Raw genomic sequence first — 13,661 nt, 5'->3', positions numbered from 1 at the left:
CTCCATTTTTCCGATTTATTTTCCATGAAGATAACTAATCAACCAACAAATAATATGAAGTCTTTGCTATTCTGCTCCTTATGCGTTGGATAATTAAATATCAGTTTAGCTTTTTTTTATAGAAAAATCCAGTCCGCTTTGTTGATTCATTGCTTTTTGCTATTACAAAGGAGAAATCTTATCCAAGTTCTCTGCCAAACGAGATATCACACACTTTGCGAGGAATACTCATTATGAATAAGCGTTTCAATCATTACTGTTTTAAACTCTTTAGAATCTTCAGACTATGAAATTGCATGGGAAAGCTCTCCCTGCACAGCATCTCCACATTGCCGCAAAAATCCAGTAAAGTTCCTTCTTCCAGCCTAAAGGTGTACAGCTTATTAAGAGGGCTGGAGAGGACATAGCTCCAGGCTTCCATAACCGCTTTTTTCGTGGAAAGTGGCGGCTGCTCCGTATATTCCCCTTCCAATTCAAGGAGACGCAGTTCATAAATAGCCCGTACCAGTTCATTTTTCAAATCCTTGTGCAGCAAAGCCTTTAAAGAAAGATAAATCAAATTGACCATTTCCTCCGCAGGCAAATTCTCCTGGGAAACAAAATCCGCCAGTTCCAGGAAGTAGGCCGCATAGCAGGCCTTTTCCAAGTCAAGTGCAATTTCTTCAAAGTAGGCATCGACTTTTACACTTTGCAGGTTGTAGCCGCTTTTCCCTTTCTTCAAGGAAAATGTACCGAAGACAAAGCTCCTGCTTCCCGCCATAAGAGGAGAAGAAGGGCGCTTTGCCCCGCTTGCCCAGACGGTCATCTTCCCCTCTTCCATGGTTAGAATGCTTAGCCTCTTATCAAACTCCCTCTGACTGTGCTCGGAAAGAACCACTCCATGCACAACGACCTCTTCCTTCACTACCCTTCCTCTCTACTCTTTCACTTTACTTCTGCTCTCTGTATCCGTATTCCTGTAAATATGCAGGGTTCTCCCTCCAGTCCTTTCTGACCTTCACAAAAAGCTGGAGATTAACCTTTGCTTCCAAAAGCTTTTCTATCTGAATGCGTGCACCGCTACCGATGCTTTTTAACATACTACCGCCTTTTCCGATAATGATTCCCTTATGACTTTCCTTCTCGCATACCAAAGTTGCTTTCACATCCCAGATTCCGTTTTTCCGCTCCTGCATGCTGTCAATGAGCACCGCAATCCCGTGCGGAATCTCCTTATCCAGCTTGTATAAGGCCTGCTCTCGAATCAGTTCTTTTGCAATTTCCCGTACCGGAAGGTCTGTGACCGTATCTTCATCATAGTAACGGGGACCATAGGGAAGGAAGGAAAATATACTTTCCAAAAGTGTCTCCAAACCCTGATTCTTATATGCGGAAACGCCGACAATCCCGACAAAAGGAAGACAGTCCCGGTACTCCGCCTTCTTTCTTTCCAGTGCTTCCTCTCCACCCAATAGATCAATTTTATTTAAGACAAGAAGAATCTTCCTCTTACTGTGGGAAAGGAGAGACAAAATCTGTTCCTCCTTCTTTCCCTTCTGCTCGGTGCTGTCTACAATCCACAGGATAAGGTCGCCGTTTCCGAGTGCCTTTTCCGCCACACTTTCCATATAGACGGAAAGCTTATTCTGCGCCTTGTGGATTCCCGGCGTATCGTGGAAGACAATCTGACCTCGTTCATCGTCATAGACGGCCATAATCTGGTTTCTTGTGGTCTGTGCTTTTTTCGAGGTAATGGCAATCTTCTGCCCGACAAGCGCATTTAAGAGGGTGGATTTTCCGGCATTCGGAAGGCCCACAATAGAGACAAAGCCGGATTTAATCATCTCCTCCCTGCTTCCTCCATTTCCATTTTCCTTTGCAAAAAAATCCTCAATGACCTGATTCATGCTATTTTCCCCCTCTTCTGACCGCTTTCCCTTTTCTACACCTTTATCCACTTCCGGTTCCGGGTCTTTATCGGTCCCAGTCTTTATCGGTTCTAGTCTTTATAGTCCGAGGCTTTATCGGTCCGCGTCTTTATCGATCCATTTCTCTACAATGTTTCAGACCTCTTCTATTGTATCAAAGTAGCTCTTGTTCTCCTCTATCTTTTGCCCATTCCCGATGGTGCAAAGAATTTCCTCGGAAAAGACCTTCTCAATATATGCGGAAAGCTCCCGGATTGTTTCCGGACTTGCCGAAAGCACCTCATCTCTTTCCCTCTGCAAATCTTCATTTGTTAAATGAGAAAGAGTGCAACTTATGCCGAGGAGGAACTTTGTGTAAGCAGGCTTCGGTGTATCCATTTCCGAAATAGCTCCGATAATGAACTTCGTCATTTCCAGCTCCGTCGCCTTGAAATTGCGTAGATAATCCGCAATTTTCTTATATACTTCATAGCTTCTGCCAACATGAGGATCCCGATAGGAAACCACATAGCTTTCCCCGCTTCTACCAAAACCGCTCATGACACCGTAGGCATTGCCCTTTTCCCGGATATTTTTCCAAAGGAAATCAAAGGTGAGTGCATTTTTCATTACCTTCAAGGCACCGGTGTAAGGAAGCGCTTCATCTCGGAAGGATCCGACTCTTGCCACATAGTTCACCTGAGAAGGCGTAATCCAAGCCTTTCTCTCTCCCTCTCCCGCAGCAAATACGCTTTCTTCCCATTCTTCCTTCTCCGAAAAATGTTTTGCAAGAAAGTCGGAAAGGCTCACTTTTTCCTTACGATAAATCTCCAGATCACCTCCTACTGCTACACATAGATTCTTTCCTTCTAAGAGTTTCTTGCTAAGTGCAGTCAGTTTTTCCCCTAAGTTTTTCGGATTCTTCCGGAAATCCTCTTCCAGTTTTTCAATAAAATGATAATATCGAATTCCCTTTACCCTCTCATGGTAGAATGATGTCGGAGAAAAGCTCTCCATAGCGGAATTAACCGCATAACTGTGCCCTGTACTCTCCAGCCGCATTCTCTCTCTGGACTTAATTTCCAAAAGAATTTCAGAAAGACGCTTTTCATCGGAAAGGTGCGTATGGAAGAGAATTTCCTCCAGGTACTCTAAGCCCTGCTGCATTTCCCCTTCTAAAAATTTAAAGCCCAGGCTAAAAACACCGGTATACTTGTTTTTATTCAGAAAATCCGGATAGGACGTGATGTCCGTTGAAAAACCGCCGCTATGCAGGTAAATCTCCGAATTCAGATCCTGGAAGCTGTAATGGTCCGTATCCATATAGGCAAAAGCAGTACTTAAAACAGAAAGATAGGAAAGCTCTTCTTCCGAAAAATTCTTCGTATTAAACAACATCCTAAGATAAAGCACACCCTTGGAATCCACAGGATAAAGCAGAATACGCTTTCCGGAAAGTTCTTCCTCTTCCATCGTATATTCTTCCGCCTTTTTTCCTAAATCTTCCCTGGAAAGCACCGGGAGGCTTTCCAAGGCTTCTTTACTGTTTTCCCGATTCTGATAGTGAAGAAGCGCCTCTTCTTCCTTTTTGATTGCCTCTAACTCTTCTTCAGACAGCGTCTCTTTCTTCTCCTGCAGCTTTTTGGCAAGCTTCTCCGCATTTTCTTCGGTCAAGCCCTGTTTGGGAAGAAGTGCCACAAGAGAGGCGTGCTTTACATCCAGAAAGTACTCTTTTAAAAGTGCCTCGAAGTAACCTTCATCCAATGCTTTCTCCAGTTCCTTAAAATAGCAGTCCTGCTCGAGATACAGCCAAGGTTCACCATCGTAAAGCCAAGAGTCCAATGCTTTTAAGCTGTAAATCAGCCCTTTCGGGGTATTGCCATAGTCCGCTTCCTTATACTGGAAAGCATCGTGGTGAATAGCCGCACGGATAGTCTTGTGATCGAGTCCTTTCTCCGAAGCCTCCCGAATACAGTCCTGAATGACCTTTAAAAAACGAGCCTTATCTTCTTCCTTCGCATTCTTCGCGGTAATGGTAAAGTAATGCTGTAATACGCCGTCTGCGTAACCTCCGAAGATGTCTTCTCCTAAGCCTTCCTCTAGAAGACGCTGCTTCAGCACCGCTCCGGGACCGGAGATCAGAGCATGACCGATATAGGAAAAGGCCAAGCTTTTCTTTGCATCTTGGTCTATATCCAGCACAAAATTATAGGAAAAATAGGCCTTTCCCTCCGGATTTTCTTCCTTGGAAATCGGATAATACTCTGTCTCCTCGGACATTTTCCGGAAGCTCTTCTGCCTTGCAATCTCGGAATCGGGGTTAATCTTTGTGTATTCCGCCAAATACTGTGCGTCCAGCCAGTTCAGCTTCTCCTCCATATCCAGATCTCCGTAAAGGATGATATAGGAATTGGAAGGATGATAGTAACGCGCATGAAAAGCTTGAAAAGCCTCATAAGTCAGATTCGGAATGTCTTCGGGATCCCCGCCGGATTCGTTTCCATAAGTAGTATCCGGAAAAAGAGAATGAAAAATATAACGTTCCAGCACCGATTCCGGTTCGGAAAAGGCCCCTCGCATCTCATTGTAAACCACCCCGCTGTAGCCTAAATTCCCCTTCTCATCCAAGGTATAATGCCAGCCCTCTTGCGAAAAGGTATGCGGATTCTTTATACAGTTCGGATGAAAAACGGCATCGCAATAGACGTCCATAAGATTCTGAAAATCCTTGTCATTGGTGGATGCCACCGGGTAAACCGTTTTGTCCGGATAGGTCATGGCATTTAAAAAAGTATTGAGCGAGCCTTTAATAAGCTCCACAAAGGGATCCTTTAGGGGGAACTTCTCCGAACCGCAAAGCACGGAATGCTCCGTAATATGCGCAACTCCCGTGGAGTCTGTAGCCGGAGTACGAAAAGCAATGCTGAAAACCTTATTCTCATCCTGATTTTTCAGACAAAGCACCCTCGCTCCGGACTTCTTATGCTCGTAAACCTTTGCTTCCGTAGAAAGCTCCGCAATATTTTTTTCCTGTAGTAAAGTATATTTTTCCATCATCCTTTTAAAACCCTTTTCCTTTCTGAGCCTTTTCCTAACAACATACGTGCCGAATGCTTCTAAAGCTTCTTCCGCTTAAATCTGATGAAACAGTCTTCCCAAGAGCACCGATAGAACTTCTCTTGTATAATAATGCGGAATCAGGTAGAGCGGTTCCTCCGCACTCATTGTCACAAAGTAATATTCCTGTTCTTCCTTAGCAAATGCCATGCAATGGAAGAGCTGGTACTGGGAACTGAGTATTCCCACATGAGGCGGTCTATCCTCCCATTCCAGAGCATCCTCCTTGATATAACTATACTCTTCATCCTGAAAATCAAGTCCTTTTTCCCTTTGTACTTCCATATCCCGAAAATACAATTCTTCCCTCCATTCCGCAATACTGTTCAAACCGAATTGTATTTTTTCTTTCGTATTTTTCGAGTAAAACTCCATCAATAGGCGATCACCTGAAATTCCGCTACGGAGAAGGGCATGATACATCACGCTGGACTCCGCACTGGCGCTGTACTTTCCCCTTCCGCCTACAAGGACAAATCTGGTGTTCGGATTTTCTTCCGCATAGTTTGCCGCAAGCTCCAATCGCTTCTTCAACGTCTGTGAAGGCCTGTTATCCTCAAGTTCGCAACCCAGGACCAGGACATAGTCCAAATTATTCTCTGCCTTTCCGAACTTGTATCTGCTCAGGAAAAAACTCAATGCGAAAAATAATGCAATGAAAATGCAATAAGTACTCAGACAAAATACCTTCGCTCGAAACAAGAGCGAATTTCTCTTCCACTTTGCCTTCTTCCTGAAAAGGAAAGATAAAAATAGATGAAGAAGACCGATGATAAGCCAAATCCAAATATCGGAAAGAGCTGTTGTAGTCCAGAGAAAGGCAAAATATAAAAAGGAAGCGATACCCATCAGCAAAAAGAGAATCAGCATTTCTTACTCCATTCTTCTTAAAACATCCTGTACACCGGGTAATACGGAAAAGCGCAACTTAAGTTGCTGCTTGGAATGAGGGCAGGAGTTGATTTTCTCTCCGCTTTCCAAGTCTTCCATTTCCAAAACCTCCGTGAGAATGTCTTCTTGCCCGGGGCGCATAATCGCAATCCTTTCCCCTACACTGAATTTGTTTTTCTGGGTAAGAAAAGCATAGTTTCCCTCTACCTTTTCTACCGTTCCGAGGTAAGTTGCCCCCGCCTTATAAGTATTGTTCCCGTAAATCTGATCTTCCTCTGTCGGTTTTTGGTAGTAAAATCCGGTACTGTACTCCCTGTATGTACACTTTCGTATCTCATCCTCATAGAAAGGAATATTTCTTTGGTACTTTGTCGGGTCCTCCAGATAATCTCGAATAGCCATCTTATACGTTCTTGTAACGGTAGCCACATAGAGTTCCGTTTTCATTCTTCCCTCTATCTTTAAAGAATCCACTCCCGCTTCAATAAGGTCCGGAATATGCGCAATCATATTTAAATCTTTTGAATTAAATATATAGCTTCCTCTATCATTCTCGAAAACGGGATAGTATTCTCCGGGACGCTTTTCTTCCATCAGAGAATACTTCCAGCGACAAGGATGGGTGCAAGCTCCCTGATTTGCATCCCTTCCTGTGAAGAAACTGGAAAGCAGACATCTTCCGGAATAGGACATACACATGGCTCCATGAACAAAAGCTTCGATTTCCATCTCTTCAGGAATGTGTTCCCGAATTTCCCGGATTTCTTTTAAGCTTAATTCTCTGGCACAAACTACACGCTTTGCTCCCAGCTTCCACCAAAAAAGAAAGGTTTCATAATTGGTGTTGTTGGCCTGTGTGGAAATATGAAGTTCTACCTCCGGCATAATTTCCCGGGCCAGCATAAACGCGCCCGGATCGGCAACCAGTACCGCATCCATTCCAACACCCTTTAGTTCTAAGAAATATTCCCGCATAGGCAATAAATCTTCATTATGGGCCAGGATATTGGCAGTTACATAGACCTTGACTCCTCTCTCATGGGCATACGCTACCGCTTCTTTCATTTTTTCAATGGTGAAATTCTTGGCATTTGCCCGGAGTCCGAAAGCCTCTCCCCCCATATAGACCGCATCCGCCCCATAGTGTATGGCGGTTTTCAATCCTTCCATGGACCCCGCCGGAATCAGTAACTCTATTTTTCTATTCATCCTACTCAACTTTCTACTCAATTTCTATTTTTTAACACTGATGCTCACACCGTCTCCGATAGGCACAATGCTGCTTTCCAATTCCGCATTTTCCCGTAAAAGATGAAGAAACTCCCTCATTCTCTTATGAATGGTTCTTTGCCTTCTCTCTAAAAAGAAGCGACTTTCCAACAGGAGTCCGTCCTGCAATATATTATCACAAAAGAGTACACCGCCGGTAGGTAAGAGTTCTAAAATAAGGGGGAGCCACAGAGGATATTGCGCTTTTGCCGCATCCAAAAAAATAAAATCAAAGCTTTTCTTTTCCAAAACAAGCCGCTCGAGAATTTCTCCTCCATCCCCTTCCAACAGGGTAATGTTTTCAGAATAGGGACTTCTTGCAAAATTCTCTCTCGCTTTTAAAATTCTTTTGGGAAAATTTTCCACTGTACTCAGCTCTGTATTTTCTCCCAGACTGTAAAGCATAAATAGCCCGGAATAGCCTACTGCAGTCCCGAGTTCCAGAATTCTTTTCGGTTTATGCATTTCCAAACATACGCGAAGAAGCGCCGCGGTCTCATCCCGAATAATCGGGACTGCATCCTTCTGCGCTTCCTCTCGAATCTTCTCCAACAGGGGCTCGTTTTCTCTTAAAAAAGCCCCTATAAAATCACTGATTCTATTGTTCGCCTTCATTTCCTGCATCAATTTCCTGTTGCTTTCCGCTTACGGAAGAATTGTCCTGCTCGTTTTCGTTTCCGCCGCTTATCACATTTTCTTCCTCGGTTTCGCTTTCACCCTCATTCTCCTTCACCAGATTTTTATCGCTCAGCTCCTGGTTTTTCTTTCCCTCTTCCGCAATAAAATCCAGCATTTGCAACTGCGTCATAGCCGTGCTCAAAGTGTAGCTTCCCGGCAAAAGAGAAGTGTGATAAAGCTTAGCCTTCAAAACAAAGGCCTGCGTATTGTCGATTAGGCCAAGCCCCTTCAATTCATCCGCAATTTCTCCGGCACTCTCTCCTTGCTTAATTTCCAGAGTAATCTCTCTTCCGGGTTCTTTTTCCATCGCTCTCTCATATAACAGGCCATGACCATACCCGTAAGCAATCTTCACGCCTTGTAAAATCAAGTACAGAAGTCCGATTAAAAAGAGAATACGTAAGGAAAAGCTAAGCAGAATTTCCGTAAAGGAGCGAAATGACTTTCTTCTGCTGTTCACCAATTAAACCTCCATGATAACCGGCAAAATTACGGGATTTCTCTTGATTTTCTTCCATAAGAAATCCGCCAAACTATCCTTAATCAGGTTTTTAATCTTTCCCCAATCATTCATGCGACTCTGCAGGCAGTCATCCACCACATTCTGGACGGTGAGTCTTGCTTCCTCCATGAGGTCCTCCGACTCTCTCACATAAACAAAACCGCGCGAAATCAAGTCCGGACCGGCCATAAGGTTTCCGGAGTACCGTTCCAAAGTCAGTGCGACAACAATAATACCGTTTTGAGAAAGATTTTGCCTGTCTCTGATGACAATGTTGCCGACATCTCCGATTCCGAGGCCATCCACAAAGACTCCGCCTGCCTGTACCTTCTCTTTGATACTGTAGGTTGTTTCTTCTCCATCGGTTGTAAATTCCAGAACGTCTCCGTTATCAATCATCAGACATTGATCCTTCTCCACTCCCACAGACTGCGCAATCAGGGCAGCTGCCCTTCTGTGATGGAACTCTCCATGGAAAGGTATCGCATATTTCGGCTTTACCAGAGAATACAGAAGCTTTAAATCCTCCGCGCAGGCGTGACCGGATACATGAGTATCCTGCATAATCACCTTTGCACGAAGCTTATACAACTCATTGATTACTCTGTCTACTGCAAGCTCATTCCCGGGAATCGGATGAGAAGACATGACGACAACATCATTCGGTCCGATATGAACCTTCCTGTGCATACCGCTTGCCATACGGGAAAGAGCCGCCATGGACTCTCCCTGCGAACCGGTTGTGATAAGCACGGTCTGCTCGTCCGGATAGTCCTTCAGATTCTCAATATCAATCAAGGTTCCTTCCGGAATATGAACATATTCCAGTTCGGAAGCCACGGAAATAACATTCACCATGGAACGCCCTTCCACAACAACCTTTCTTTTATACTTCACGGCAGTGTTGATAATCTGCTGTACACGATCTACATTGGAAGCAAAAGTTGCCACAATGATTCGGCTGTTTTGATGCTCTGCGAAAATCAGGTCAAAGGTTCTTCCTACAGAACGCTCCGACATGGTGAATCCGGGTTTTTCCGCATTGGTGGAATCGGACATCATCGCCAATACCCCATTTTTCCCCAGCTCCGCAAAACGCTGCAAATCAATCTGATCGCCGAATACCGGCGTATAATCCACCTTGAAGTCTCCGGTATGAACGAGTACACCTGCAGGCGTCGTAATCGCAAGAGAAGCCGCATCCTGAATGGAATGGTTCGTCTTCACGAATTCCACCTTGATGTCACCAAAGCTTACGCTTTGTCCATACTTCATGTTCTTCATTTTTACAAGCTTATCCATCCCATTTTCCACAAGCTTCTTCTGAATCAATGCCAGTGTCAGCTTGGTGGCATAAATAGGGACATTAATCTGCTGTAAAACATAAGGAAGAGCACCGATGTGATCCTCGTGTCCATGCGTGATAACAAAGCCCTTCATCTTGTGTATCTTGGACTTGATATAGGAGATATCGGGAATAACCAAGTCAATGCCCAGCATATCCCCACTCGGGAACGCTAAACCGCAGTCCACGATAATCAGAGAATCTTCCGTCTCAATGGCGGTAATATTCATTCCAATCTGATCCAATCCTCCAAGAGGAATAATCTTCACGGAACCGTGAAAACCGTTCTTGGGCTTTTTCCCTTTATTTTTACTCTCCTGTACTTCCATCGTATTGGCCAGTAACGGGAAATCCTCTAAACTGTATTCTCTTTTGTTTACATTTGTATTTCTTCTACTGCTGAAGTTCGGAACCAGAGTTGATTCCGAACGCTTTCCGCCTTCCGCGGAGTTGCTTCTTCCACGACTTGTCCCAGGCGTCTTTGCCGGTGTCTTTACCGCTACATCGACTCCCTCTTCCGCATTTCGTTTCCGCCCGGGCCTTCTTCCGTTCATCGTCTTCGTGCTTCTGCTGTTTTTATGCTGTGCACTTTCTTCCAGCGCATCTCTCGGCGTTAAATTACTCCGATGAATATTCACAATTCTATGCGGCGAATCCGCTTTAATTCTTGTTTGTTTCTTTTCTTCTTTCATATATTTCCTTTCTTCAATCCCTTATCGCTCTATCGTAATATCTTCCCCTTCTAACATCTTTGCAAATACATCCATCACCGATTCCGCTTCATCGCCTTCTGCAAAAACATAATCCGCTTCTTCATCCTCCGGTGCCGAAATGTCCTTCATTACATAGCAGGTACCGTCCTCTCCTTCCGGTGCATCCGTCACTAAAATATAATTTATTCCGCTCACCACGGTTTCTTCCAAAATTTCCAATTCCAAATTTCCATCTTCCGACTGTAAACGAATTCTTCCGCCTTCCATTCATTCCTCCTCTAAAAAACCGCCTAAAGCTTGCCCTTAGTCCGTAAATAATCCTCTAAGATAACCTGTGCCGCCACTTGATCCAGAACTTCCTTTTGCTTATTTCTCGGAACTGCATTTTCATCCAAGATAGCCCTTGCTTCTATGGTACTCAGTCGTTCATCAAAAAAATAAGGGGACAGGAAAGCTTTTTTTTCAACAACTCATAAAAGGCAGTTGCTTTTTCCGCCCTTTCTCCTTTGCTACCATCCATATTGAGGGGTAGTCCCAAAACGACTTCCCCTACATTTTCCTCCAAAACCACTTTACAAATGGCTTGCACCGTCTTCCTAAGTTGTCCTTCCCTCTCTCTCCACAGAGTTTTGTAAGGTAAAACAGTGTATCCTAAAGCATCTGTAATGGCGAGTCCCACGGTCTTAGAGCCATAATCCAATGCCAAAATGCGCATACTACTCCCATAAAGAAGAAAAGGTCTCTTCGGAGTCTCCGAACAGACTTTACGCCTTCTTCAATTTACTTTCTACATAATTCCGCATCAGTTCTTCCAGGATTTCATCCCGTTCCACCTTCATAATCAAGCTTCTTGCACCCTTGTAGCTTGTAATATAGGTAGGATCTCCCGACATAATATACCCGACAATCTGACTGATGGGATTGTATCCTTTTTCATTCAGAGCTTCATATACCCGCTCTAAAACTTCTGTCACAGCTAAACTGCTGTCCTGTAACGGTCTTATAATTTGCGTATTGCTTAAATCATGATTCATAATGGCACGTCCCTCTTAAAACTTGTCTTATTCTAGCGCATTTCCCCTTATACTGCAAGTCCGGACAAAATTTTTATAAAATCGTAAAAAAAGACTTTCCCGAAAAACCTGAGCCCTTCGATTTAACAAAAGGGGAAAAGTTTTCCTCCGGGAAAGTCTTTTTTATTCATAATGGGTATCACTCGCAAAGCGTGCAATATCTCGTTTTTCAAACTTATTTTGCGTAACTTGCCGCGGATTCTCCCGCAATCTTACCGAAGACGGTGAAATCGCAAACGGCATTTCCGCCGAGACGGTTTGCACCGTGCACTCCACCGGTTACTTCTCCTGCCGCGAAGAGTCCGGGAATCGCCTTTCCTTCCTTATTCAGGACTTCCGTCACGGTATTAATCTTTAAACCGCCCATGGTGTGATGTACACCCGGAGTAACCTTAATGGCATAGAAAGGTGCAGTGTCTAAACCTGCCGCAAAGCTGGTTCTTCCAAACTCCGTATCTTCCTTCTTCTCTACCGCCTCATTCCAGCTCTTTAAGGTCTCTTCCAAGGCATCGGCAGGAACCCCCATAGCCTCGGCAAGGCTCTTTGCATCCTCACCCGTTACGGTGTAGCCGGACTTGATATAGCCCTGAATAACAGCGGATTTCTCTACCATCTTGTTGTCAATAACAAGATAAACCTGCGAACCGGTCTGGGCAATCTCCGCCTTGGAAACGGCATCTCTGGTTCCTACCTCATCGGTGAAACGCTTTCCTTCCATGTTCACCAGAATGGCACCGTCTCCACGCAAGCCTTCTGTAATAAGATGCGCATCCGTGGCCGTCACTGTCGGATGAATCTGAATCTGATCCATGTCTACAGTATCCGCCCCGATGGCTTCCGCCATCGTAATTCCCTGGCCGAGTGCCCCGGCAGCATTCGTGGACATATAGCCCTTTAAAGCCGGCTGATACTTCTCCACCATTTCCATATTTGCCGCAAAGCCGCCTGTTGCAATGATGACTGCCTTGGCCTTTACATTGACCTGGCTGCCGTCCACAGAAAGCCCATGCACACCGGTCACATTTCCGGCATCATCCTGCTCGATCTTATCCGCCGTTACGGAAGTGAGAAGCGTGATGTTCTCTCTGTCATTGATATTCTTTTCTAAAATCGGAACCATATAGGATCCAACAGCAATCACCTTATTGTTCTCGTCTACCGGACGGTGAATTCTCTTTACGGAAGCACCTCCAAAAGCACCGACATTATGGATTGTCATACCGAGTGTTTCCAAATAATCGATAGCCGGACCTGAATTCTCCGCAAGAACCTTTACGAGTTCGGGATTATTCGTTCCCTTACCGCCAATCATGGTATCCAGCTCCATGAGTTCCACAGAATCAAAATAGCCCTCCGGCTTCGCCTGATAGGCTGCATACTGCTCTTTCACCTTTGCTGCCAAAGCGGTAATTGCAGCATTGTCCGCATATTTTTCCGCTGCGGTTGCCAAAGTCTTCTCTACACCGGAACCTTCTTCAAAAGGATTTTCCGCCTGCCACTTGGTAGCAGCCGCATTCATTCCGCCGGTTGCGCGAACGGAATTTCCGCCCACGATACCCTGGCTCTCCAGAATAACAACCTTCTTTCCGCTGTCTGCTGCTGTGATTGCGGAAATCATACCTGCTCCGCCCGCACCGATGACACAGACATCCGCTTCCAGATTCTGGTCTTCTTTTTTAGCGGAATCGGCACTTGCCTGCGCCTTGGCAAACTTTTCGGGATCAAGACCCATTTCCTTTAACGCCTGTTCCACACCGGTTCTGAGTGCTGTGGAAGAAATGGTTGCTCCACTGATTCCGTCTACATTAAAGGTCTGCTCCTCTACCATCTTTCCCGGTAAAGCCGCTACGGCCTTACTTCCGATTCCCTCGGTTTCCTGATTGCTCAACACATTTACCGCATAAATCTTGTTCTCATCCGCACTGACTTCAATCTGCATATCTCCGCCAAAGCCCGGGACGGTAACCGTAGTCTTCTTTGCCGTAGCGGGTGCATCCACGCTTTTTGCGGAAGGACCGCTCCAGGAACGGATTCCCAGAATCACGGCAACCAAAATTCCGGTAAGGATGACCAAATACGATAAAAACTTTTCCTTTTTCATACTCTCCCCTAAAATCTGAATCCTCTCAAGACTCAAGTGTAAGCCTTAAGCTTTTCCGCAGTAAAGAAAAATTCAGCTTTTTCTTT

Annotated in this window: 11 protein-coding genes and 1 pseudogene; all 12 read right to left on the bottom strand. The window is 44.9% G+C overall.

Going from position 1 to position 13,661, the window contains the following annotated elements:
- Positions 1 to 253 precede the first annotated feature (253 nt).
- The 12 genes and pseudogenes from recO to HMPREF9124_RS03730 all read right to left on the bottom strand — a co-directional run bounded on the left by recO (position 254) and on the right by HMPREF9124_RS03730 (position 13,575).
- Positions 254 to 904, bottom strand: coding sequence for a DNA repair protein RecO (recO, locus tag HMPREF9124_RS03785; RefSeq protein WP_009428569.1), 651 nt, complete (start codon positions 902 to 904; stop codon positions 254 to 256).
- Between the two features lie 25 nt (positions 905 to 929).
- Entirely contained in the window at positions 930 to 1,886 is a 957-nt protein-coding gene (era, locus tag HMPREF9124_RS03780) for a GTPase Era (RefSeq protein WP_036597959.1), read from the bottom strand.
- 156 nt (positions 1,887 to 2,042) lie between these two features.
- Positions 2,043 to 4,943, bottom strand: a complete 2,901-nt coding sequence (locus tag HMPREF9124_RS03775) for an insulinase family protein (protein WP_009429971.1) — start codon at positions 4,941 to 4,943, stop codon at positions 2,043 to 2,045.
- Between the two features lie 75 nt (positions 4,944 to 5,018).
- A complete protein-coding gene (locus HMPREF9124_RS03770) occupies positions 5,019 to 5,873 on the bottom strand; it encodes a YdcF family protein (protein ID WP_009429327.1) in 855 nt (284 codons plus the stop codon).
- 3 nt (positions 5,874 to 5,876) lie between these two features.
- Positions 5,877 to 7,103, bottom strand: a complete 1,227-nt coding sequence (locus HMPREF9124_RS03765) for a peptidase U32 family protein (protein ID WP_009536804.1) — start codon at positions 7,101 to 7,103, stop codon at positions 5,877 to 5,879.
- Between the two features lie 24 nt (positions 7,104 to 7,127).
- On the bottom strand, positions 7,128 to 7,778 hold the full coding sequence (locus tag HMPREF9124_RS03760) for an O-methyltransferase (RefSeq protein ID WP_009427870.1): 651 nt from the start codon (positions 7,776 to 7,778) through the stop codon (positions 7,128 to 7,130).
- Positions 7,762 to 8,301: a hypothetical protein gene (locus HMPREF9124_RS03755; RefSeq protein WP_242821551.1), complete on the bottom strand. Its 540-nt coding sequence runs from the start codon at positions 8,299 to 8,301 to the stop codon at positions 7,762 to 7,764. Before HMPREF9124_RS03755 ends, HMPREF9124_RS03760 begins: the two co-directional genes overlap by 17 nt.
- Positions 8,302 to 8,304: 3 nt before the next feature.
- Positions 8,305 to 10,380 (bottom strand): ribonuclease J, encoded by a 2,076-nt coding sequence (locus HMPREF9124_RS03750; RefSeq protein ID WP_009428960.1) that lies wholly within the window; start codon positions 10,378 to 10,380, stop codon positions 8,305 to 8,307.
- Positions 10,381 to 10,401: 21 nt separating this feature from the next.
- Positions 10,402 to 10,668, bottom strand: coding sequence for a DUF1292 domain-containing protein (locus HMPREF9124_RS11865; RefSeq protein WP_009429798.1), 267 nt, complete (start codon positions 10,666 to 10,668; stop codon positions 10,402 to 10,404).
- Positions 10,669 to 10,691: 23 nt separating this feature from the next.
- Positions 10,692 to 11,116, bottom strand: a pseudogene (gene ruvX / locus HMPREF9124_RS03740) (Holliday junction resolvase RuvX).
- Positions 11,117 to 11,165: 49 nt separating this feature from the next.
- On the bottom strand, positions 11,166 to 11,435 hold the full coding sequence (locus HMPREF9124_RS03735) for an IreB family regulatory phosphoprotein (protein WP_009429782.1): 270 nt from the start codon (positions 11,433 to 11,435) through the stop codon (positions 11,166 to 11,168).
- A 214-nt stretch (positions 11,436 to 11,649) separates the two neighbouring features.
- The gene (locus tag HMPREF9124_RS03730) at positions 11,650 to 13,575 is read right to left on the bottom strand and encodes a flavocytochrome c (RefSeq protein ID WP_050791198.1); all 1,926 of its coding nucleotides are present in this window, start codon (positions 13,573 to 13,575) and stop codon (positions 11,650 to 11,652) included.
- Positions 13,576 to 13,661 lie beyond the last annotated feature (86 nt).

The sequence above is a fragment of the Oribacterium sp. oral taxon 108 str. F0425 genome, assembly GCF_000214455.1.
Lineage (GTDB): Bacteria > Bacillota > Clostridia > Lachnospirales > Lachnospiraceae > Oribacterium > Oribacterium asaccharolyticum.
This window is presented reverse-complemented; position numbering and strand designations above follow the sequence as displayed.